Raw genomic sequence first — 22,163 nt, 5'->3', positions numbered from 1 at the left:
GTTAACGCACCGCCACGGAGCCTTGCTGATGTTTGATCTTGCCGCCCTTTCCCAGCCGACAGCCGCTCCTGCCCTGCAGGCTGCGCCGTTGCAGAATGGCGGAAATGCGCCGGAATCGGCGGATGGCATCACTGCTGCCCCTGGTATTGCCTTCGATGCACTCCTTGCCATGCAGTTCACCCCGGCAGAACCGGCAGACGCGCCCTTGCCGGAAAGCGGCAAGATCTTGCCGGATGCGGCAAAGCTGCTCGCCGCCTTGCCGCAAGTGCGCCCGGCCGATGTGCCGGTGAAAACTCAGCCCGCAACGCCGCGGACCGATGCCGAGTACGCCGAAGACGACTTCCGGGATGTACCGGAACTGCCGGACGCCGCTCTGCCAGACGCGGCCCTTATCGCTGCGCTCTTCGCCGCGCCGGATCGCCTGGTGCCGGCCGAGGGTACCGGTGCCCGCCCTTCAACTGAACTCCCTCGCGCAACCGTTGCCTCGGCGGCGCCAGCACCGACTGCACCCCAATCCCCCGCTCAGACAGCAATTGCGCTGGCCCGCACTGCACAGATCGAACTGACGACAGAGCCGGAGACGGCTACTGCCCCGGTCCAGCCCGAAGCGGTCGCAGCCACGCCGACCGCGCAGATCATGGCCGCACGTCAGGTTCGCCAGAACAAGTCAACGGGCGCAGAAGGTGAAACTTCCGAAGCATCGGCGCAGCCTGCCCTGGTTGCCGGTGCGAAGCCACTTATGGACAGCGAACGGGCCGAAACACCGCGCGTCGAAGCGACCAGTACCACGAGCCTGCTCGCGGACCGTTCCCTCCCAACGCCAGACAACACTGCCCCTTCGCCGGTCCGCCACGAAGCCCGCATTGAACGCGTCGATTTCGCCGCGCTGGTCGACAATCTGGCCCGCGCTCGCGAGGAAGCCTCACCGCGTGCCGTGACCGCGTCGATCAACCACGCCGAGTTCGGCCGGGTCACCCTGCGCTTCGACCAGGGCGAGGATCGCGGCATGTCGGTGGCGATGACCAGCGCCGATCCCGGCTTTGCGCGCGCGGTCAGCGCCACTGCCGAAGCAGCGCGCACCTCCGGCGAAAGCGCCGGCCAGAACCATCAGCCGCAAGCCGATCCGCGCACGCAGGGCGGCCAGGGCGAAAGCCAGCGCCAGCAGCCGCGCCAGGCCGAGCAGGCTCCGACCCGCCCATTCTCCGGCAATGGCACTTCGTCCCGCGAGGAAGAAGCGCCCCGCCGCCGCAGCGACGATCGCGGCATCTACGCCTGATCCTGATCCCCATTTCCTGAGAGAACCCCGATGAGCGACAAGAGCGACAAGGAAGACAAGCCCAAGAAGAAGAAGGGCGGTGGCATGATCATCAAGATCGTCGGCGCTGTCGCACTGCTGGGCGTCGGCGCGGGCGGCGTGTTCGGACTGGTTGCTGCCGGCATCATCGGCGGCGGCACGCATGAAGTCGTCAAGGTGGACAACAATCCCAAGCTGGTGCGCAAGGGAGAGGAAGACCCCTATGCGCCGGTCGCCAAGGAAGGTGAAGGCGAAGGCGGGGCAGGCGAAACCGATGGTGAAGGCGGCAGCGAATTCCGCACTGTCTATTACAACTTCGCCGAAGACTTCACCTCGAACCTCAAGAATACCGATGCGCTGCTGCAGGTGAACATCTCGGCCTCCACTCGCCGCGACTATCGCGTGGTGCTGTGGATGAAGAAGCACGAGCTGGCAATCCGCTCGGCGCTGCTCATCGCCATTGCCGATACGCCCGAGGAAGAGGTCATCAGCCCGGAAGGCAAGGCACGCCTGCAGAAGCGCCTGACTGCCGCGATCAACAAGGTCCTCACCGAGAACGAAGGCTTTGGCGGCGTCGACAACGTCTACTTCAAGACCTTCATCGTTCAGTAATTCTGGCATCGTCCAGCAAGCCGGAAAGCTCCAGCGCCCCATGAAACCAGAACGCGCCTTCATCGCCGAACGTGCCATTGCCCGGCACGATCCGGCCCTGCTGCGCCCCGGTCCCAGTGCCGCGGAACTGATCCCGGCGCTCACCCGGATGAGCGAACGCCTGGCCAAGGCGGTGCGCGGGGCGCTCGTCCCCCTTCTCGGCGGAGCCGAACCGCAGATCAATCCGATGAAGCCGATGGACACGGACTTTGCCGATTTCTGCTCGGAAATCCCGCGACTTGCCGCCAACAGCCTGATGCACATCGGCAGCGCCCCCTTCATGGTCACCGTCGAAGGCGAAAACGTGCTGCGCCTGGTCGACCGCGCTTTTGGCGGTCCCGGCGATACCCCTTCGTCGCTGCCGAAGGAATTCCCGCTTTCTGCCGAGCTGATGATCGGCCGGATCGAACAGCTCGTCGCCTCTGCGCTCACCGTCGCATTGGGCGGCAGTGGCGGTCCAATCCGTGCGGTGCGGCGCGATGCCAGCCTTGCCCAGCTTCAGGCGATGCCCGATGCGACCAGGGTTGCCGGACTGACGCTGAACGTCGTCGAGCAGGGACGGATGCCCTGGGCCATCTCGATTGCCTTCCCGCACGATACGCTTGGCCTGATGTTCGCCCACGGCGATGCCAAGCGCCCCACCAAGCCCCGGCGCGGTCCGGCGCAGCCGACCGACGCCCCCTTTGCCGACCTGCCGGTCGAGCTTGCGGCGGTGCTGGTCGACATGCGGCTCCCGCTCGCGGTCGTCTCGGGCCTGCGCATCGGACAGGTCCTGCCCGTGCCGATCGCACGCAACGTGCCGGTCAAGGTCGGCGACAAGACTTACGCCACCGGCACAATCGGCGCGCTCGAAGATCGCGTCGCCATCCAGCTCAACCAGCTTTCCTGATTACCCGAAGAGGCCCTGACCCCATGACCTTCCAGCCCCGCGGTTTCGATTTCCTCAAGGACGTGGACGTTCGCCTGACCGTCGAACTCGGTCGCACATCGATGAAGCTGAAGGACGTGCTCGGCCTCACCGAGGAGTCCGTGGTCATGCTCGACCGCCTGACCGACGAGCTGCTTGATGTCATGGTCAACGGCAAGCTCATCGCGCGCGGCGAAGTGGTTGCACAAGGCGACCGCTTCGGCCTCAGGATCGTCGAGCTTGCCGGCAGCGAGCCCGAGGAAACCCCTGCGGCCCCGGCGAAGAAAGCCGCCAAGGGGGATGTCGCCTGATGTTCTGGTACGTCCTCAAGCTCCTGGTGCTGCTGCCGCTGATCGGCGGCCTCGCCTGGGCCAGTCTCAAGTTCGCCAAGCGCATGGAAGGCCGCTTCATGGCGGGCAGCGCGCCCAAGTCGGTGCGCATCGTCGAGACGCAGATGCTCAGCCCCACCCTGCGGCTTGCCGTGATCGAGTTTCACGGCCGCGAGATTCTCGTTTCTGCCGGCAAGAACGGCCTCGTCCGCCTTGCCGAATCCCCGGCGCGGCCGAGGGTGGAAGCGGAGGACGCACAGTGAAGCGCCTTTTCGCGATCCTTGTCACGACGCTGACACTGCTGCCGCATTACGCGATGGCACAGGCTGCCGGCCCCGCCCCGGCCCAGCAACCGGCCGCAATCTCAGGCGCGCTTGACCGCGCCTTCGGGCAAATGGCAGGCGCACAGAGCGGCGGCTCGCTGTCGCTGTCGTTGCAGCTGCTGCTCATCATGGGCCTGCTGACGATCCTGCCGTCACTGATCCTGATGATGACCAGCTTCACCCGCGTGCTGGTTGTCCTGTCGATCCTGCGCCAGGCCATGGGCCTGCAGCAATCGCCGCCCAATCAGGTGCTGATCGGCCTGTCGCTGTTCCTCTCGCTGTTCATCATGGGCCCGACGCTCGACAAGGTGAACGCCAACGCCATCCAGCCCTATTCCGCCGGGCAAATCGGTGCCGAACAGGCCTTCGTTGCCGGCGGGCGCGAATTTCACGCCTTCATGATCCGCCAGACCCGCGAAACCGACCTGCGCATGTTCTCGGAAATGGCACGGGCGCCCAAGTTCGCGACTCCGGCCGACGTGCCCTATTCGATCCTGCTCCCGGCCTACGTGACGAGCGAACTCAAGACAGCCTTCCAGATCGGGTTCATGCTGTTCCTGCCCTTCCTTGTGATCGACCTCGTCGTCTCCTCGGTGCTGATGAGCCTGGGCATGATGATGATGAGCCCGACGATCGTCTCGCTCCCGTTCAAGCTGCTGCTGTTCGTCCTCGTCGATGGCTGGGCGCTGCTGATGGGCAGCCTTGCGGCCAGCTTCGGGTAAGGGCGATGGAAGACACTGCCTCCCTCCTCGCGCTGGCTGACCGGATGCTGTGGATCACCGCACTGGTGGCCGCGCCGATCCTCATTGCTTCGCTCGCCGTCGGCCTCGTCGTCGGCGTGATTCAGGCGGCAACTTCGGTCAACGAACAGACGCTGACATTTGTACCCAAGCTTGCCGTCACCGCACTCGTGCTTGTGCTGTTCGGTTCGGCCATGCTCGGCCTCATCGGGGATTTCACCAAGGAAATCTTTGACCAGATCGCCATGACCGGAAAAGGCTGATCCTGTGCTGCAGCTGAACTTCGGCTTTGGCGCGCTGGAGGCGGACTTCTGGCGCTGGCTGTTCGTGATGACACGCATTGCCGCCGCCATGTTTGCAGCGCCGCTGTTCGGAACCGGCACCGTGCCTTACCAGATCCGCATCGTCGCCTCGGGCGCGATCGCGATGCTGGTGTGCGGCTGGACCCCGGTTGAAGCGCCGACCGCGCTGCTTTCGATCAATGGCCTGGTCAGCGCGGCCAACGAAGTCCTGATCGGTCTTGCCATGGGTTTTGCCCTGCAGCTTTCCTTTGCCGCGCCGACTCTCGCCGCCGAAGTGATCGGCGGCGGCATGGGCATGTCCATTGCCACCACGGCCGACCCGGTCAGCGGCGCGCACTCCCCGGCGATGGGCCAGTACTTCGCCGTCGTTCTCACCGTGATCTTCCTCGGCACCGGCGCGCACCTCAACTGGATCGCACTGCTGGTCGACAGCTACCGCACCTTCCCACCCGGCACGTCGTGGCTGGCGGCCAACCGCATCGACCTGATCGGCCAGTTCGCCACGCAGATGTTCGTAACCGCGATCCTCATCGCCTTGCCCGTCACGTTGATCCTGCTGCTGGTTCAGGTGACCACCGGCATCATCAGCCGCTCGGCCCCTAGCCTGAACCTGTTCTCGCTCGGCCTGCCCGCAGGCGTGCTTGCCGGCCTTGCCGCCATGATCGCCGCCGCCCCGATGCTGACCGACGTTATGGTCGACATCTCCGCCACCGCCGTCGCCAATGCCGGCGCGCTGGTCCTGAAGTAGGAGGCGGGGATGGCCGAGCAGGAAGGCGAAAAGACCTTTGCCCCGACAGAGAAGCGCAAGAAGGACGCCGCCAGGAATGGCGATGTCTTGCGCTCGAAGGACCTGGCAACCGCCGTCGGCGTGCTGGTAGGCGCGGTTTGGTTGAAGTTCGCGGGGCCGTGGATGATGGACGCCCTGCAGGACACGCTGCGCGCCTCGTTTACGCTCGATCGCGCGGCTATCGAGGACTTCGCCCCGGCAAAGCTGCTGACGGGCGCAATGGTTGCCGTCCTGCCGCCGGTTTTCCTGCTCGGCCTGATGGTGCTGGCCGCTTCGGTCTTTTCACAGATCGGCCTGTCCGACGGGCGCTGGATCCCTGCCAATCTCGCGCCCAAGGCTTCGCGCATCAATCCGCTGTCGGGCCTGAAGCGCATGTTCGGCCCGCAAGGCTGGATCGAACTGGCCAAGGGCCTCGCCAAGCTCGTACTGCTTGGCTCGATTGCATACTTCTGGGCGTCAGGACGCATCGCGGCGATCGTCGGCCTCGGCCAAGGCAGCATCCACGGCCAGCTTGTCACCGCGTGGGATACGATCACCTCGCTTGCCTTCGCGCTTGCGTCCGGGCTGATCGTGATCGCCCTGATCGACTTCCCGATCCAATGGGTCCGCCGCTTCCTGCGTCTTCGCATGACACTGCAGGAAGTGAAGGACGAGCACAAGGAAGCCGAAGGCTCGCCCGAGAAGAAGGCCGCCATCCGCAACAAGCAGCGTCAGCTGGCGATGGGGGCGATGCAGCAGGCGATGCAGAAGGCGCAGTTCGTCATCACCAACCCGACGCACTTCTCGGTCGCCATGGTCTACGACCCTGAACTTGCCCCCGCGCCAGTCTTGCTGGCCAAGGGACGTGGCGAAAAGGCGCTGGCCATGCGCGAGCTGGCAGCAGAACTCGGCGTTCCGACGCTCGAACTGCCGCCGCTTGCCCGTTCCGTCTACTTCACCACGCGCGAAAACCAGATGATCCGCGAGGATCTTTATGCCGCCGTCGCGTCGGTCCTGGCCTTCGTGCTCTCGCTCAAGCGGGGCGATCAGGTGCAACTGCCCGCCATCGACTTGCCGATCCACATGCGGTTCGACGCAGATGGCCGCCCCGAAGCGGTGATCGACCTTAAGACCGCATCAAGGCAGCCGTCCTAACAACCATGGCAACGACCACATCCTCCACGGCATCCACGTCCGCCACGGCGCAGATCGTCTCGGCGCTGGGCGCGGGTAGTGGCATCAACACCGCACAGCTTGCCGAACAGCTGGCGGCTGCGCAGTTCGCAACACGGATCGATCAGCTCTCGGCAAAGACCGAGAAGCTCGAAGCCCAGATCTCCAGCGCGTCGAACCTCAAGTCCCTTATCAGCACGCTATCGTCATCGATCGGCACGCTGATCCGAACCGGCGATCTGGCGGTGAAGCCCTCGATCTCGAACAGCAGCGTGGCGACCGTGAGCAAGGGCACGTTGAGCGGCAGCGGCACCTACAGCCTGGAAGTGACTTCGCTTGCCAATGCGCAAAAGCTGGTGATGCCGGCCTACGCCTCGTCGACCTCGACGGTGGGCGAAGGCACGTTGACACTACGCTTCGGCACCGTTTCGGGCGGTGCATTCACTGCGGATGCCGCGCAGGACGCCGTTGACATCAACGTCCCGGCCGGAGCGACGCTTGCCGATGTAGCCACTGCCATCAACGCTTCGGGCGCGGGCGTATCGGCCTATGTCGCCAACGGTTCTGCCGGCGCGCAACTGGTGATCAAGGGCAAGGAAGGCGCGAACAGCGGCTTTATCATCGAAGCTACCCCTGCGGTCGGCGGCGAAACGCTTTCGGACCTTGCGTGGACACCTGCGACCAACACGACCCAGCTCAAATCGACCGCTACCGATGCTGCCTATTTGCTCGACGGTGTTGCCTATACGGGTACGAGCAACACGATCAATGACGCGCTCCCCGGCCTCAACCTCAAGCTCACGGCAACGAACGTCGGCAATCCGGCAACGATCAGCTTCAGCGATCCATCGTCGGGCATTGCCACGGCGATGAGCGACCTCAAAGATGCTCTCAATGAAGTTGCCTCGCAGCTCAACCAGGCCATGAACAAGGACACGGGCGAGCTGAACAACGACCCCGGTGCCCGCGCACTGCGCAACGCGCTGATGTCGCTCGCCGGTCAGAAGATCATGGTCAATGCCGCACCCGGTGCTCCGTCAACCCTGGCGGACCTGGGTCTCAAGACCGAGAGGGACGGCACTTTCAGCCTTGATGCGGATCGCCTGAACCAGACGCTCAAGAACTCGCCCCAGGAAGCCGGGGCGATGTGGACGACCGGCATTTTCGGCGTATTTGCAGCGATCGACAAGATCGCGCGCAATGCCAATTCAACGACTGGCATCTCGTTGGGCAGTTCCGTCACGCGCAACACAGCCCTGCAAAAAACGCTGGCAGACCGTTCCGCCACCCTTGCCGAAAAGCAGGAGACGTTGCGCCAGCAACTCGTGACCCGCTTTGCCGCCATGGACACGCGCGTCAGCGGTTCGCAATCCACCCTGTCCTTCCTGAAGGCCCAGATCGAAGCCTGGAACGCATCGAGCAACAACTGATATGCTGCACCATCGAAAAGACCCGACCGAAGCCTATCGCCGCGTTGATTTCGACGCCCGTGTTCGCGGAGCCGATTCACGCCAGCTGGTGGACTTGTGCCTCGAACAGGTCATCGGCTCGGTCGGTCGCGCCGTCCATGCGCAGGAGCGGGGCGACAATGCCGCCAAAAGTGCAGCGCTCACACGTGCAATCTCCGCTCTTACCGCGCTGCAGATGGGCGTGGACCTGGCCAATCCAACCGCCGGCGCGCTGGTCCAGCTGTATCAATCGGCCCGCAATGCGATCCTCGATTGCGTGACGCGGTTCGATGCGCGCACGCTGCAGGCCATCCGACAGGATTTCACCGAAATCCGCGAGGCCATGCTGCGCAGCATCCCGGCCTGATACCGGTTCTCGGCCGCTAGCCGTCAGGAAAAGGCCCGGAACCTTGTCGGTTCCGGGCCTTCCTCACCTGCGCGGACGGGGACGGACCGCGCAGGATCTCCAGGACATGGTTCCTACCCGATGTTGCAGGCTGCGATCAGCGCCTCGCCCAGACCATCGAGGTCAAGCTCGCTCTCGGCCGCGCCGGCATCGATGGCGGCAGCCGGCGCTTCGGCGACCAGCGCCGACTGACGCGCCTGGGCAAAGGTCTTGCATCCATTATCGCGCATCAGCTTCAGGCCCTTGGCGCCGTCGGCGCCCATGCCGGTCAGTATCGCGCCTGCCGCCGGGACTGAACCGCGCGCGATCGAACCGTAAAGCAGATTGGCCGAAGGCCGCATGCCATCCACCGGATCGCGATCAATCAGGCGCAACTTCGCCGGAGTGCCCGGCTCTATCACCACGTGACGTTCGGGGTCATATGCAATGTGGATGGTGCCCTGCGTCAGGGGCGTGGCGTCCTTGGCCGTCTTGACGTTGCACTTCAGCTCGCCGTCCATGCGCTTGATGAACGTCTCGACAATGCCTGGCTCGGCGTTGAGGGCAATCACCGTGGGAGGGCACTTTTCGGGAAAATAGGAAAGCAGCTGGGTCAGGGCGTCGATGCCGCCCATCGAAGCGGACAGCGCAAGAAGGTGTCCGTTCCATTCGAAGTGCGCTTCAGCCTGCTTGTGTTCGCGTGGCGCCTTGCGGTCCTTCACGTTGCTGTTTGCCGCCGCCAGCACGATCTTGCCGAGCTTGCCCACGGTCTTGCTGAACTGTTCGGGCGTTGCCTTGAGCGGCTTGGGAAAGCACTCGACCGCACCCAGTTCATATGCCTTCAGCGACGTCTCGGTTCCGGCTTGGGTCAAGCTGGAAAGCATGACCACCGGCAAGGGGTTGGAGCCCATGATCTCTTCCAGGAACTCGATGCCGCTCATGCCGGGCATCTCGACGTCGAGCGTCACCACGTTGGGTCGCAGTTCCTTGATCTGTTCACGCGCTTCGGCCGCATTTGCCGCCGCGCCGATCACGGTCACGTTCTTGGACTGATCGAGGATGTCGGAAAACAGAGCCCGCATTGCTGCGGAATCATCGACTACAAGAACACGGGCTTCGTGCATTTCAAGAGAAACCTTCCAAGGCGCTGTTTCGCCTCGGTTCGTTCTACGCGCGAAGCACCATCAATTCATGTTCCGGCCCTTACGTATCTCACCGTAGGCCCGGCGAAAGCCCGCCTTTTCCCCCGTGCTCTATTCCGGAAGACCAGTTGCCGCGTCGGGTCTCCCCGGTCGGCCCAACCGAGCCGGAGGAAGAGCATCTCCATGACATCGATCACCCTGCCAGAGCGCTGCGACCGCGCCGCTGCCGAAGCCTTGTTGCCCGAAATGCTGGCAGCGCTGGGATCCGGCCCGCTCGAGATCGATGCGCGCGAGTGCCGGCAGATCGGACAGGCCATGCTGCAACTGCTGGTGAGCGCCCGTCAGACGGGTGACGGCGCGGTGATTCTCCCTTCCGATGCCCTGAGCGAAGCCGCCGCGCTGACCGGGCTCGCTGACGAACTCTTCTCGGGAGTGCTGGCATGACCGCCGACGAAATCCAGGCGATCTTCTTTGCCGAATGCGAAGAATCGCTGGCCGCAGCCGAACAGGGTCTCGCCGCTTGCCGCGAAGGCACCCAGGACAGCGATACCGTCAACGCCGTGTTCCGCGGAGTCCATTCGATCAAGGGCGGCGCGGGGGCGTTCGGCTACGTCGCGCTGCAGGGCTTCACCCATACCTTCGAAACGCTGCTGTCCGATGTACGCGACGGCACCGTGCCGATTACCGGCCCGCTCACCGACCTTCTCCTGCGTGCGCTCGATACGCTGAGCGATCATGTGACTGCCGCGCGCGATGGTACCGAGCCCCCGAGGACGGCGCGCTCCAGGCTGAACTTACCGCAGCAATGGCTGCCAATGCCGGTGTCGCCCCTGCCGCAGCTCCGGCGCCAGCCCCGCAGCCCGAGCCGGCAGTCGCCGTCGAGCCGATTGCCGTCGAAGCATCAAGCGACGACGGCGACGATTTCGACTTCGATCTCGATGCCCTGCTTGACGACATTTCAGGCGAAATCACGCCAGAAGCCGGGCCTGCCCCTGATGTCGAAACGACGCAGGAACGGTGGCACATGCGCCTTCGCCCCCACAGCGGCGCGATGCGCAATGGCAGCGAGCCTCTGCTGATGCTGCGCGAAATGGCGGCTCTGGGCGGCCGGTGCGAAGTCTGCGACGTTTCCTCGGTCCCACCACTCGATTCCTTCGATCCCAGCCGCGGCTACCTCGGCTGGGCGTTCAGCTTTCCCTCAAACGTTGCCGAAGCCAGCATCCGCGACATCTTCGACTTCGTCGGCGATGATTGCTCGCTGGCGTTCGGAGCCGACGCGGAGATGCCGCCGGTGCAGATAGCCGAGTCTGCGCCGCCGTCACCTGCGGCACCGCAGACCCCGGCTCCCGTCGCCGTCGAGGCACCGGCGCCTGCCCCCGTTTCAAGCGCTCCCGCCGCTGCCGAGGATGCTACGCCATCGCGCGCCGCCGCCTCGACCAGTTCGGCACCGCCCGCGCCCCCCGCTCCGGGTCAGTCCATCCGCATCGAACTTGGCAAGCTCGACAAGCTTATCGATGCTGTCGGCGAGCTCGTGATCGCGCAAGCCATGATGGCGCAGCGCCTTGCCGGACAAGGCCTCGCCGTTGCCGAGGAGATGGCGATGATCGAGGGCCTGACCCGCGACATCCAGGAATCGGCCATGTCGATCCGTGCGCTGCCGATCGGCTCGGTCTTCAGCCGCGTGCCGCGCATCCTGCGTGAACTGTCGTCCACCACGGGCAAGCATGTCCGCCTGGAAGTATCGGGCGAAAGCACCGAACTCGACAAGACCGTGATCGAGCGTCTGGGCGAACCTTTGACCCACCTCATCCGCAACGCCGTGGACCATGGCATCGAACCGGCCGACGAGCGTATCGCTGCGGGGAAGGCGGCCGAGGGCACGCTGACCCTTTCGGCCGAGCATCGTTCCGGCCGGATTCTCATCCGCATTGGCGACGACGGCAAGGGCATCGATCGCGAGCGTGTCTTTGCCAAGGCCGTCGAAAAGGGCCTGATCGCTCCCGATGCAATCCTGTCCAAGGAAGAGATCGACCTGCTGATCTTCGCCCCTGGTTTCTCAACCGCACAGCAGGTCTCGAACATTTCGGGTCGCGGGGTCGGAATGGACGTGGTCCGCCAGAACGTCAAGGATCTGGGCGGGCGCATCACGATCGATTCCGAACCGGGCAAGGGCACGACATTTACCCTGACCCTGCCGCTCACCCTGGCCATCTCGGACGGCATGGTCGTCAACGTCGGCGACCAGACGCTGGTCGTGCCGCTCGCCAACGTTGTCGAAAGCCTCCGCCCGGAACCGCATGAAGTGCAAGGCCTTGGCGCCAGCCGCAGCATGATCAACGTGCGCGGCAGGTTCATTCCCGTCATCTCGCTGGCCCATTCGGTCGGCGCGGCGCAAGCCGTCAGCGACCCGCGCGAGGCCGTGCTGATCGTGGTCGAAACCGAAGGCGCAGGCCGAGCCGCGCTGATGGTCGATGCCATCTGCGACCAGCGCCAGGTCGTGATCAAGAGCCTAGACACCCATTACCGGTCTGTCGAGGGCGTCGCCGGGGCAACCATCCTGGGTGATGGCCGGGTTGCCCTTATCATTGACGTGGACGGGCTGGTCTCGCGCAGCCTTTCATCGGCCTCCTCCGCTGCCATGGCCGAAGCCGCATGAGCCTGATGGATGTTCTTGACGCGAGCATGCCGGGGGTCAGCCCTGGAGTGTTCGACGAGGCCGATTTCCGCGCTATCTCGGAGATCGCCCATGCGGAAGCCGGCATCGTGCTGCCGCCGGGCAAGGCCATGCTGGTCTATTCGCGCCTTGCGCCGCTCGTGCGCGATTCCGGATGCGTCACGTTCGGGGCCTATGTCTTGCGCATCCGCGAAAACCTTGCCGAACGGCAGAAGGCCATCTGTGCGCTGACCACGAACCACACCTTCTTCTATCGCGAGGCACATCACTTCGAGCATTTCGCCAGCGATGTCCGACCCGAATACGTCGATAGGCTCCAGCGCGGCGGCAAGGTCCGCCTGTGGTCAGCAGGCTGTTCGAGCGGTGAGGAGACCTGGTCGTTGCTGATGACGCTGCTGGGCGAAGACTCCGGGGCTGGCCACGCCATTGCTCGACGGGATCTGCGGCTGCTCGCCAGCGACATCGCCAGCCACGCGCTCGCCAAGGCCCGTGCCGCGACATACCGCGCCGAAGATCTCAAGCCCGTTCCCGAAGCCCTCCGCCGTGCCTGGACGCGCACAGCGGGCGATGAATGCACCATCGATCCGGCGGTGCAGCAGATCGCGCGCTTCCGGTCACTGAACCTGCTTGGTGACTGGCCGATGCAGGGGCAGTTCGACACCATCTTCTGCCGCAACGTGATGATCTATTTCGACGGCCCGACCAAGGAACGTCTGGTCGCCCGTTTCGCCGAAAAGCTCGCGCCCGGCGGCTGGCTGTACATCGGTCATTCCGAGCGGGTTACCGGCCCGGCTCTCGACCAACTCTCCACCATGGGACCAACCATCTACCGCAAGAGGGCTGCATGACAATTCGCGTCGTCATCGTCGAGGATTCGCCCACCATGCGCGCGATCCTGATGAACCGGCTCGGCAAGGAGCCCGATATCGAGGTCGTCGCCGCCGCTGCGAATGCCGCCGAAGGCCGGCAGATGATCCGTGAACTGGACCCGGACGTGGTCACGCTCGACATCGAGATGCCCGGCATGAACGGCCTCGATTTCCTCGCCAAGATCATGGAACTGCGCCCGACCCCGGTGATCATCGTGTCCGGCTCGACGCAGGAAGGCAACGAGATGACCGCCCGCGCGCTCGCGCTCGGCGCCGTCGATTGCTATGCCAAGTCGGGTGGCGGGCACGGGCTGGACGACGCAGGCCGGCTTGCCGGCATGATCCGTGAAGCCGCGAAAGTGCAATTCACCGCGCGCGCCCCGCAAACGCGCCGCGTCGCCAGCGAAGCGCGCGGATTGCTGGCGGATCGCCCTGCCCTGATCGCCATCGGTTCTTCGACCGGCGGCGTCGAAGCGCTGCAGACCGTGCTATCGGGTTTCCCGGCCGACTGCCCGCCCACGCTGATCGTCCAGCACATCAACGCGCGCTTTGCCCCCGCCGTCGCGCGCACGCTGGACCAGTCCTGTCCGCCGCGCATCGTCGTCGCTGAACCCGACATGCCGCTCAAGGATGGCCACGTCTATCTCGCCCCCGGCGATGATCGCCACCTCTCGCTCGGCCGCTCCTCCACCTTGCACTGCAAGCTGCGTGCCGGGGCCCCGGTCTCGGGCCACCTGCCGAGCGTCGACGTATTGTTCGAATCCGTGGCGAAGACTGTCGGCTCTCGGGCAGTGGGCATTCTGTTGACCGGCATGGGTGCCGACGGAGCGCAGGGCCTTCTCGCCATGGCGCAGAGCGGTGCGCGCACCATTGCCCAGGACGAGGCAACCTGCACCGTGTTCGGCATGCCCCGCGCTGCCATCCATCTCGGCGCTGCCCGGATTGTCGCCCCCCTCGGTGCAATCGCGCGCCACGCTTTCAGCAAGGCCGCCTGAAATGAGCTTCGAAACCCCCATTCCCGGCGCGCCGCCGCTCGAACGGGTAACGGTCATGCAGGGCCAGGCGCTGGCAAGCGGCAGCCCCTCTATCGAGTACTCGACCGTGCTGGGCTCTTGCGTGGCCACCTGCCTCTATGATCCGGAGGCGCGGATCGGCGGCATGAACCACTTCCTGCTGTCCGAGCCGCCCGCCAACGCTACCGGCACCAAGGTCGACGAGCACTACGGCGTCTACCTCATGGAGCTGCTGGTCAACGAGATGCTCGCCCGTGGCGCCCGCAAGGGCAACCTCAAGGCGCACCTCTATGGCGGCGCGAACGTCAATCGCAACATGATGCGCATCGGCTCTATGAACGCCGATTTCGCGCGCGAATTCCTCCGTCGTGAAGGCATTGCGCTCCTGCGTGAGGACCTGGGCGGCACCCAGGCGCGCCGCGTCGATTTCCGCCCGGCATCGGGCCAGGTCCGCCACCGCACTGTGGAAGACCGGTTCGCGCCACCCGTCCAGCCCACCCCGCGCCCGGCACTTGCTCGTGGCGATGTCGAACTGTTCTGATCTTCGAGAAGCGAGTCCCATCCATGAGCAACACTACCCGGATCCTTACCGTAGACGACAGCCCCTCCATGCGGGCGCTCCTCAACCATGCCCTGTCGGGGCACGGTTTCGACGTATCGCAGGCCGAGGACGGCATGGCCGCGCTCGACTGGCTGGCCATGAACGAGGTCGATGTGGTCATTACCGACATCAACATGCCGCGGCTTGACGGCTTCGGCCTCATCGAGCGCCTGCGCGAGGGCAGCCGCCACCGCGATCGCCCGATCCTCGTGCTGACGACCGAAAGCTCGGACGAGAAGAAGGCTCGCGCCCGCGCGGCCGGTGCGACTGGCTGGATCGTCAAGCCGTTCGACCCGGAAAAGCTCGTCGCCGCCGTCCGCCGCGTCTCCCACTGAACCCTGCTGGAAGGAACCAGACATGTTGCGTGAACTGATCACCTTCGAGGTTGAAGGCCAGGTCTTCGGCCTCGACATCATGGCCATCCGCGAAATCCGCGCCTGGTCGCCCACCACGCGCCTGCCGCGCGTGCCGCACTATGTCGCAGGCGTCGTGAACCTGCGCGGCACGGTCCTTCCGGTTGTGGACCTCGCCGCCCGGCTCGGCTGGCGCGCCACCGAAGCAACGCCCCGTCACGCGATCATCGTTACCCAGCAGGGCCCACAGATCTCAGGCTGGATCGTCGATTCGGTCAGCGACATTGTTACCATCGACAGCGAAGCGCTCCAGCCGCCGCCGCCGACCACGGCAGGCGATACGGTGGTGCCCTTCCTTGAAGGCCTTGCCGCGATCGAGGACCGCATGGTCATGGTCCTGAACCTCGCCGCCCTTTCCGATGGCGCCCAGATCGCCGAAGCAGCCTGACCCAAGGGAGGGCAAAGGCCCATGGCACAAGCCACCCATCGCCAGATTGCGGTCGTCCTTGATGAGCTGGCCGAAGAAGTCGAAGCACTTGGCTCCGCCCTGTGCGACGACATGAGCGTGGCCATCAACCACATGGACAAGCTCCAGGCGATCGACCTTATCGCGCAGAAGCAGCGCACGCTCGCTCGTCTCCTGCTGGCTGATCGCCCTGCTGACGCGATAGAACGCATCGCGATCGACGTCCTGCGTGACCGGATGCGCCTTTCGGGCTGATTCCAACCGACACATGCTTTGGTCGGCCCACGCATGTCGTTGGTCGAGCCTGTCGCGTCAGCCCTGCAGAGTTGCGCCATCGGCGGGGCATGAAGTTTCTATCGAAACAAATCCCGCTGCTGTGCGGTTGTGCCATGCTTGCCCTTGCCATGCCGGTGCGCGCCGCAGAGGAAGCCCCCGAAACTGCCCCACCCGCCGCCCAGACGACCGGCAGCCGCAGCACGTTCACGCCCAAGGACTTCGAACGCTTCGCCCCGCGCAATGCCCTGGACATGCTGCGCCAGGTTCCGGGCTTCACCATCCGCGAAGGCGAGGAAGCGCGAGGCCTCGGCCAGGCCAGCGGCAACGTGCTGGTCAACTCCAAGCGCCTGTCATCCAAGTCGGACGATATCTGGACCCAGCTTTCGCGCATCCCGGCCTCCACCGTCGAGCGTATCGAACTGGTCGATGGCGCCAAGCTCGACATCCCCGGCCTCACGGGACAGGTCGCCAATGTCGTTGCCCGCTCCTCCAGCTTTTCCGGCCAGTTCCGCTACAGCCCGGAATACCGCGCACACTATGCAGACCCGCGCTACACCAACGGCGAAGTGTCGGTATCGGGCCGCCAGGGGCCGGTCGAATACACAATCAGCCTCACCAACAACGCCAATCGCGGCGCAGCCGGTGGGCCGACGATCATCACCGACCGCAACGGCGCGGTGATCCAGACCCGCGAGGACGTCGTCAAGGCCAACCGCGATGATCCCAAGCTCGCTGTGCGCCTGACCATCGACGGCCCCGGCTCGTCCATCGCCAACCTCAACGGCTCGTTCCAGCGCGTGCCCCGCCGGTTCACCGAACACTCGGTACGCACCAATGTCGATGGCTCGACCGTGGTGCGCGACCTGATCGACAAATCCTCCGCCCGCAATTGGGAAATCGGCGGCGATTACGAGTTCGCGCTTGGGCCCGGCCGCCTCAAGCTGATCGGCCTCAACCGCGAGGAGCACGAGCCCTACAGCCAGCAGGTCGTGACCACGTTTGGTGACGGCTCGCCCGCTGTGGGTGACCGGTTCGCCCAGACCGGCGACAGCAGCGAGCGCATCGTTCGCAGCGAATATTCCTGGAAGATGCTGGGCGGAGACTGGCAACTCGCGGGAGAAGGCGCGTTCAATTCGCTGCGCAACGTCGCCAGCCTTGCCGAACTCGATGACACCGGCCAGTTCGTGGAGATCCCCTTCCCCGAAGGCACCGGCGGCGTGAAAGAAGACCGCTATGATGCCAGCCTCTCGTTCAGCCGCCCGCTTTCCAGCACCCTGACCTTGCAGCTGATCGCCGGCGCCGAGAAATCGACGCTGATGCAGACTGGCGCGACAGGCCCCGACGGCAACCTCAGCCGCTCGTTCTTCCGGCCCAAAGGCTCGCTCTCGCTGGGCTGGAAGGCTGCAACAAGCCTCGATGTCTCGTTCAAGATCAAGCGCTCGGTCGGCCAGCTTTCGTTCTACGACTTCCTTGCCCGCCGCTTCCTCGATGATGGCAATGCCAACAGCGGCAACGCCGATCTCGTGCCGCAGCAGGACTGGTCGGCCGAACTCGAACTCAATCGCACCTTCGGCAAGCTGGGCTCGACCAAGCTGCGCCTCGTCGGCCGCAATGTGCAGGATTACGTGACCGTGATCCCGATCGGCACGAACGGCGAATCCATCGGCAACGTCGGATCGGCGCAGGAACGGCAGATTGTCAGCAACACCACGCTGCAGTTCGATCCGCTTGGCTGGAAAGGCGCGCGGCTCGATTTCAACGTCGAGCTGACCTTCACAAAGCTGCGCGATCCGTTCGATCCCGCCAACCACATCCCCTATGGCGGCATCACCGACCGCTACTGGGAGCTGAACTTCCGCCAGGACTTCCAAGGTACGGACTGGGCGGCAGGCGCATCTTACGAATACAACCACCAGTCGCTCTACCACCGCCGCTTCGAGCGTGGTCGCGCCTATGAAGGACCAGTGTTTGCCGGGGTCTACCTCGAGCACAAGAACGTCATGGGCCTGACGGTGAAAGCGAGCGCCAACAACCTGCTCAACGGCCGCCAGCGCTGGGACCGCGAGGTCTTCGACGGCCCCCGCCCCAATTCGCCCATCGCCTTCGTCGAGACCCGCGATCGCCTGATCGGCCCGATCTTCACCCTGACGGTGAAGGGGAGCATCTGAGATTCCTGTTTATCTATAAGGCATTGACTGCCAACCTCAGACGATGACCGAGCAAGCCTCTCCCGCCAGCCGAATAGACGCCCGCATCGCCGAGCTTGGCGACTGGCGCGGCAAGATGCTCGCTCGAGTGCGGGAGCTTATCCATCGCGCCGACCCGGACGTGATCGAAAGCGTGAAGTGGGCAAAACCCACGAATCCCGCAGGCGTGCCGACTTGGGAGCATGGCGGCGTGATCTGCACCGGCGAGGTCTACAAGGCCTACGTGAAGCTGACTTTCGCCCACGGCGCGGCGCTGCCCGATCCTGATCGCCTGTTCAATGCCAGCCTGACCGGCGGCACGCGCCGTGCCATCGATCTGCGCGAGGGCGATGCGCTTGATGGCGAGGCCTTCGTTGCACTGATTCGTGCGGCGGTGGCGTTCAATCTGGCAAAGGAGCCGGCGCGCAAGCGCTAGGCGAGTTTCCAATAGGTCGCGTAGCGCTGGTGGGCGATCCTGAAGTACGGCAACAGCCGGATAGCCGAGCCATCCGCCGCCGGCAGTTCGAACTCCAGCGGTTTGGCCCTGCTGCGGATCGCTTTCGCCAGATCTTGAGCCTCGCCAGCCAGGTGCGGGACCTTCACCGGTGCATCGTTGTAGGCACCATAGAGCCGCTCGTTGACCACGATGTCGCTACCCTGCGGAACCGGGTCCAGCGCTCCGGCAAGCACCAGCGGCCCATGCTTGAACGCCACGATGTCGTCCGCTGCCGGCAGGGCCTGGGCGGTCGTTTCCATCTTCAGTTGCAAAGCAACCGTGTCACCGTTGCGCCATGTCCTGCGCACCGCGAGAAAACGCCCGGGTTCGTTTGACGTCTCGACTTCTGCCCCGTTGACCAGAACGCGGGCCGTCCGGCTCCAGCTGGGGTGACGCAGGTTCAGCGTCGCCTCGAACGGCCGGGCGCACTTCCACCGCAGCAAGGTCTCTGCCTTTTCCGGGAATGCGGTCTCCTGCGCGAGTTCCGCCCCCATGCCGCGCCAGCGCACAGCGGAAGGGATGAACAGATTGACCCAGAGCGCGTCCGCGTCGTGAAAATAGATGGAATCCCGATACTTTACGTGGTTCTCCATGCCTGTTCCGGTGCAGCACCAGAACGAATCCTCGGGCGTGTGGTACAACTTCATGTAGCCCGGCCTTGCGCCCTGGAAGTACGTCGCCATGCCGCTGTCAGGGTCCTGCGAGGCGAGGATGCCGTTGTACAGCGTCCCTTCGTAATAGTCGGCGTAATCCGCCTTGGGTTCAGCCATGAACAGGGCGCGCGTGAGCTTGAGCATGTTGTGCTGGCAGCAGGTCTCCGAACCCTTGGCGGAAAAGACGTGTGCCGCGCCATCTGCGATGGGAAAGAAATGTTCGTTGTCACCATGCCCCCCGGTGGCGAAGGCCCGCGGGCCGGTGACGGTCTGCCAGAAAAACTGCGCGGCGCGGTGATACTCCGGCGCGCCCGTCACTTCATGAACTCTCTGGAATCCCACTATCTTGGGCACTTGCGTATTGGCATGCAGCCCGTCGAGATGATCGCGGCGTTCTGCCAGCGGACGCAGGATGGCCTTGTGAGAGAAGCGCAGGGCAAGCGTCCGATACTCCGCCTTGCCGGTCATCGCGAAGAGATCGGCATAGATCTCGTTCATGCCGCCATGCTCGGTATCCAGCATCGCTTCGAACGCTTCGTCGGAAAGGTCCCGCGTCGCGATGACGCCCCAGTCCGCGAGCCGCATCAGCACGTCCCTCGCCCTGTCGCTGTCCGCCAGTTGCGCCGCGTCGCGCAGGCCGGCGTAGACCTTGTGCAGCGTGTACCACGGAACCCCGGTGATCTTCTCTCCGCGCAGATGGGCGACCACCAGCGCCGCACCTTTGGGAAAGGCGCAGACGAGGCCTGAACCCGAAGCCTTCTGGCACGCCGCAAGCTCGCTGGCGATGTATTCGATGCGGTTGCGATATTCGGCTTTGCCAGTGGCGCGCCAGGCAAGTGCGCAGGCGGAAAGGTAATGGCCGAGGGTGTGACCGTGGCAATTGATGTCCTCCCAGGTCTTCTCGGACTCCCATCCGCCATAGACCGGCGCGCGCGGCTCGAGCCCCGCATTCCTGCGGAAATTGTGCAGCATCCGGTCAGGCGACAGCCGCAGGAGGTAGGCCTCGGTCATGCGCTGGGCATGGAGAAACGGACTCTCGGCCAGCGTTATGTCAGACATGTCGAAAGGCTGGACCCGGTTCATGGCCTGTGCCCGCCCCGGTTTTGCAGCTGCCGCGAACGCGCTGACATTATGCGAGAACAGGCCAAGCACGCTTGCTCCCTGAAGAAACGAGCGCCGGGTCGCACCAAGGCCGAGGGGGATTACAGTCATGCCTGCCACTTGCAAGAGTTCGGAATTAGTCAGACTAACTGCCAAGAGCGGACTTGTCACTACTGTGGTCAAGCACGCAGCATGCCGCATGTCCTTGACCCTGCGTCGCTCCCCGCGCAAAGCTTCCACGCATGTGGCAGCTACATCAATTTCCCCTGTGTCCGTTCAGCCGCAAGGTGCGCCTTCTCCTCAGCGAGAAGGGCGTGGCCTATGATCTCGTGCGGGAGAACCCGTGGGAGCGGACCGAGGCGTTCGGGAAGCTGAGCCCCGCCTATCGCACTCCGGCAATCCAGAACCCTGAACGCGGCGTGGTTCTGGCCGACAGCCGCGCGATCTGCGAGTATTTCGAAGAGACCATCGACAAGACGCCGATGATCAACGGCACGGCGGTGAACCGCGCGGAGATCCGCCGTCTGGTGGCCCTGTTCGACGAGAATTTCTATGCCGACGTCACGTTGCCCCTGCTGGAAGAGCGGATGAAGAAGCGGCTGGTCTATCGCAGCCCGCCAGACAGCAAGCGGTTGCGCGATTCAATGCGGCTGGCCGATGAGCACTTGTATTATATCGATTATCTGATCGACAACCGGCCCTGGCTGGCAGGCTCGACGATGAGCCTGGCCGATCTTGCCGCCGCCGCGCAGATCTCGGTGGCCGACTATCTCGGCGGGATCGACTGGTCGGGGCACGAGCAGGCGCGCGGGTGGTATTCGGTGTTCAAGAGCCGCCCCAGCTTCCGCCCGCTCCTGGCCGAACGCATGGACGTGATCCAGCCACCGAGCCACTATGCCGACGTGAACGCCTGACGAAACCGGGGTTTTCCAACTCACCCCTGACTCACCCCCAACTCCCGGGGGCAAAGCGGCAACTCTCGCGAACTCCCCCGCAACTCCGGGGCGCAAGGTCACAACCCGTGGTAGTCCTTGTACCACTTCACGAAGTTGGGCACCCCGACCTCGATGCTCGTCGTCGGACGATAGCCAAGGTCGCCTGAAATCGCATCGATGTCGGCGAAGGACTGGCGGACGTCGCCGGGCTGCATCGGCATCAGATTCATCTCGGCCTTGCGCCCCAGCTGCTCCTCCAGAATCGCGATGACCTTCATCAGGTGCTCGGACTTGTGGTTGCCGATGTTGTAGAGGCGGTGGGGCTTCTCGCTGCCCCCGGCCTTGACCGAACCGTCGTCCGGCGGCGGGTTGTCGAGGCAGGCGATGACGCCGCTGACGATGTCGTCAACATAAGTGAAATCGCGGTACATGTCGCCGTGGTTGAAGACGTTGATCGGCTCGCCCGCCAGAATTGCCTTTGTAAACAGCCACATCATCATGTCGGGGCGGCCCCATGGGCCATAGACGGTGAAGAAGCGCAGGCCTGTCAGCGGCAGGCGGTAGAGATGGGCGTAGGTCTCGCTCATCAGTTCGTCCGCCTTCTTGGTGGCGGCGTAGAGCGAGAGCGGGTGATCAACGCGGTCGTCCACCGAGAAGGGAAGCTTTGTATTTCCACCATAAACCGAGGAGGAACTGGCATAGACCATGTGCTCCGCGCCGCGATGGCGGGCGACTTCGAGAAGGTTGAGGTGGCCGACGAGGTTGGACTGCACATAGGCGTGCGGATTCTCGATCGAATAGCGCACCCCGGCCTGCGCGCCGAGGTGGACGATGCGTTCGAACTGCTTGCCTTCCAGCGCGGCGACAAGGGCTGCGTAATCGGCGAAGTCATTGCGACAGAACGAGAAACGCGAACCGCCCTGCTCCACCAGCCGGGCGAGGCGCGCTTCCTTGAGGCTGACGTCGTAATAATCGTTGACGATGTCGACGCCGACGACCTCGTCTCCCCGCGCCAGCAGGCGGGTGATGAGCGAATAGCCGATGAAGCCGGCGGCTCCGGTAACGAGGACGCGCATTGAA

Annotated in this window: 24 protein-coding genes and 1 pseudogene; 22 read left to right on the top strand and 3 right to left on the bottom strand. The window is 64.4% G+C overall.

Annotated features, from left to right (window positions below; all coding sequences use genetic code 11):
* Positions 1 to 28 precede the first annotated feature (28 nt).
* Genes IM701_RS02115 through fliS form a run of 11 tightly spaced genes read left to right on the top strand, consistent with a single transcriptional unit; the run spans position 29 to position 8,300 of the window.
* The gene (locus IM701_RS02115; protein WP_193827645.1) at positions 29 to 1,276 is read left to right on the top strand and encodes a phosphotransferase; all 1,248 of its coding nucleotides are present in this window, start codon (positions 29 to 31) and stop codon (positions 1,274 to 1,276) included.
* 30 nt (positions 1,277 to 1,306) lie between these two features.
* On the top strand, positions 1,307 to 1,906 hold the full coding sequence (locus IM701_RS02110; RefSeq protein WP_039336187.1) for a flagellar basal body-associated FliL family protein: 600 nt from the start codon (positions 1,307 to 1,309) through the stop codon (positions 1,904 to 1,906).
* A 40-nt stretch (positions 1,907 to 1,946) separates the two neighbouring features.
* Positions 1,947 to 2,834, top strand: a complete 888-nt coding sequence (locus tag IM701_RS02105) for a FliM/FliN family flagellar motor switch protein (RefSeq protein WP_062345857.1) — start codon at positions 1,947 to 1,949, stop codon at positions 2,832 to 2,834.
* A 23-nt stretch (positions 2,835 to 2,857) separates the two neighbouring features.
* Positions 2,858 to 3,163: a flagellar motor switch protein FliN gene (gene fliN, locus IM701_RS02100; protein WP_193827644.1), complete on the top strand. Its 306-nt coding sequence runs from the start codon at positions 2,858 to 2,860 to the stop codon at positions 3,161 to 3,163.
* Positions 3,163 to 3,444: a flagellar biosynthetic protein FliO gene (locus IM701_RS02095; RefSeq protein WP_193827643.1), complete on the top strand. Its 282-nt coding sequence runs from the start codon at positions 3,163 to 3,165 to the stop codon at positions 3,442 to 3,444. The genes fliN and IM701_RS02095 overlap by 1 nt, the downstream gene beginning before the upstream one ends.
* Positions 3,445 to 3,497: 53 nt before the next feature.
* Positions 3,498 to 4,226, top strand: a complete 729-nt coding sequence (fliP, locus tag IM701_RS02090; protein WP_052242576.1) for a flagellar type III secretion system pore protein FliP — start codon at positions 3,498 to 3,500, stop codon at positions 4,224 to 4,226.
* 5 nt (positions 4,227 to 4,231) lie between these two features.
* On the top strand, positions 4,232 to 4,507 hold the full coding sequence (locus tag IM701_RS02085; RefSeq protein WP_193827642.1) for a flagellar biosynthetic protein FliQ: 276 nt from the start codon (positions 4,232 to 4,234) through the stop codon (positions 4,505 to 4,507).
* Positions 4,508 to 4,511: 4 nt separating this feature from the next.
* Positions 4,512 to 5,294 carry a flagellar biosynthetic protein FliR gene (fliR, locus tag IM701_RS02080; RefSeq protein WP_193827641.1) on the top strand — a complete coding sequence of 261 codons (783 nt, stop codon included), beginning with the start codon at positions 4,512 to 4,514 and terminating at the stop codon, positions 5,292 to 5,294.
* Positions 5,295 to 5,303: 9 nt separating this feature from the next.
* Entirely contained in the window at positions 5,304 to 6,467 is a 1,164-nt protein-coding gene (locus tag IM701_RS02075; RefSeq protein ID WP_193827640.1) for a flagellar biosynthesis protein FlhB, read from the top strand.
* 5 nt (positions 6,468 to 6,472) lie between these two features.
* Positions 6,473 to 7,915, top strand: coding sequence for a flagellar filament capping protein FliD (gene fliD, locus IM701_RS02070; protein ID WP_193827639.1), 1,443 nt, complete (start codon positions 6,473 to 6,475; stop codon positions 7,913 to 7,915).
* A gap of 1 nt (position 7,916) precedes the next feature.
* Positions 7,917 to 8,300 (top strand): flagellar export chaperone FliS, encoded by a 384-nt coding sequence (gene fliS / locus IM701_RS02065; RefSeq protein WP_062345866.1) that lies wholly within the window; start codon positions 7,917 to 7,919, stop codon positions 8,298 to 8,300.
* Between the two features lie 113 nt (positions 8,301 to 8,413).
* Here the strand turns inward: fliS and IM701_RS02060 are convergent, their stop codons facing one another.
* Positions 8,414 to 9,442, bottom strand: a complete 1,029-nt coding sequence (locus IM701_RS02060) for a chemotaxis protein CheB (protein ID WP_193827638.1) — start codon at positions 9,440 to 9,442, stop codon at positions 8,414 to 8,416.
* 201 nt (positions 9,443 to 9,643) lie between these two features.
* Between IM701_RS02060 and IM701_RS02055 the strand changes: the two genes are divergently transcribed.
* The 10 genes and pseudogenes from IM701_RS02055 (at position 9,644) to IM701_RS02010 (ending at position 18,334) form a co-directional block, all read left to right on the top strand.
* A complete protein-coding gene (locus IM701_RS02055) occupies positions 9,644 to 9,904 on the top strand; it encodes an STAS domain-containing protein (RefSeq protein WP_052242570.1) in 261 nt (86 codons plus the stop codon).
* Positions 9,901 to 12,116: pseudogene (locus tag IM701_RS02050) on the top strand (chemotaxis protein CheA). Before IM701_RS02055 ends, IM701_RS02050 begins: the two are co-directional and overlap by 4 nt.
* Positions 12,113 to 12,982 (top strand): protein-glutamate O-methyltransferase CheR, encoded by an 870-nt coding sequence (locus IM701_RS02045; protein ID WP_039336206.1) that lies wholly within the window; start codon positions 12,113 to 12,115, stop codon positions 12,980 to 12,982. Before IM701_RS02050 ends, IM701_RS02045 begins: the two are co-directional and overlap by 4 nt.
* On the top strand, positions 12,979 to 13,998 hold the full coding sequence (locus IM701_RS02040; protein WP_193827637.1) for a chemotaxis response regulator protein-glutamate methylesterase: 1,020 nt from the start codon (positions 12,979 to 12,981) through the stop codon (positions 13,996 to 13,998). The genes IM701_RS02045 and IM701_RS02040 overlap by 4 nt, the downstream gene beginning before the upstream one ends.
* Position 13,999: 1 nt before the next feature.
* A complete protein-coding gene (locus IM701_RS02035) occupies positions 14,000 to 14,557 on the top strand; it encodes a chemotaxis protein CheD (protein ID WP_052242571.1) in 558 nt (185 codons plus the stop codon).
* A 23-nt stretch (positions 14,558 to 14,580) separates the two neighbouring features.
* Entirely contained in the window at positions 14,581 to 14,952 is a 372-nt protein-coding gene (locus IM701_RS02030) for a response regulator (RefSeq protein WP_082013426.1), read from the top strand.
* Between the two features lie 22 nt (positions 14,953 to 14,974).
* Positions 14,975 to 15,418, top strand: a complete 444-nt coding sequence (locus tag IM701_RS02025; protein ID WP_062345872.1) for a chemotaxis protein CheW — start codon at positions 14,975 to 14,977, stop codon at positions 15,416 to 15,418.
* Positions 15,419 to 15,439: 21 nt separating this feature from the next.
* Positions 15,440 to 15,691 (top strand): hypothetical protein, encoded by a 252-nt coding sequence (locus tag IM701_RS02020; protein WP_039336211.1) that lies wholly within the window; start codon positions 15,440 to 15,442, stop codon positions 15,689 to 15,691.
* 89 nt (positions 15,692 to 15,780) lie between these two features.
* Positions 15,781 to 17,880, top strand: coding sequence for a TonB-dependent receptor plug domain-containing protein (locus IM701_RS02015; protein WP_193827636.1), 2,100 nt, complete (start codon positions 15,781 to 15,783; stop codon positions 17,878 to 17,880).
* A gap of 43 nt (positions 17,881 to 17,923) precedes the next feature.
* Positions 17,924 to 18,334 (top strand): DUF1801 domain-containing protein, encoded by a 411-nt coding sequence (locus IM701_RS02010; protein WP_193827635.1) that lies wholly within the window; start codon positions 17,924 to 17,926, stop codon positions 18,332 to 18,334.
* Here the strand turns inward: IM701_RS02010 and IM701_RS02005 are convergent.
* A complete protein-coding gene (locus IM701_RS02005; RefSeq protein WP_193827634.1) occupies positions 18,331 to 20,259 on the bottom strand; it encodes a beta-L-arabinofuranosidase domain-containing protein in 1,929 nt (642 codons plus the stop codon). The genes IM701_RS02010 and IM701_RS02005 overlap by 4 nt on opposite strands.
* Before the next feature lie 131 nt (positions 20,260 to 20,390).
* Here IM701_RS02005 and IM701_RS02000 point away from each other — a divergent pair, with 131 nt between their 5' ends.
* A complete protein-coding gene (locus tag IM701_RS02000) occupies positions 20,391 to 21,062 on the top strand; it encodes a glutathione S-transferase family protein (protein WP_193827633.1) in 672 nt (223 codons plus the stop codon).
* Between the two features lie 98 nt (positions 21,063 to 21,160).
* On the opposite strand, the gene IM701_RS01995 is transcribed toward IM701_RS02000, so the two are convergent.
* Positions 21,161 to 22,159: a GDP-mannose 4,6-dehydratase gene (locus IM701_RS01995; RefSeq protein WP_193827632.1), complete on the bottom strand. Its 999-nt coding sequence runs from the start codon at positions 22,157 to 22,159 to the stop codon at positions 21,161 to 21,163.
* Positions 22,160 to 22,163: the final 4 nt, after the last annotated feature.

It is taken from the genome of Novosphingobium sp. ES2-1 (genome assembly GCF_015169775.1).
In the GTDB taxonomy this organism is placed as follows: domain Bacteria; phylum Pseudomonadota; class Alphaproteobacteria; order Sphingomonadales; family Sphingomonadaceae; genus Novosphingobium; species Novosphingobium subterraneum.
Note: the sequence above shows the minus strand (reverse complement) of the source record. Positions and strands in the feature narration are given on the sequence as shown.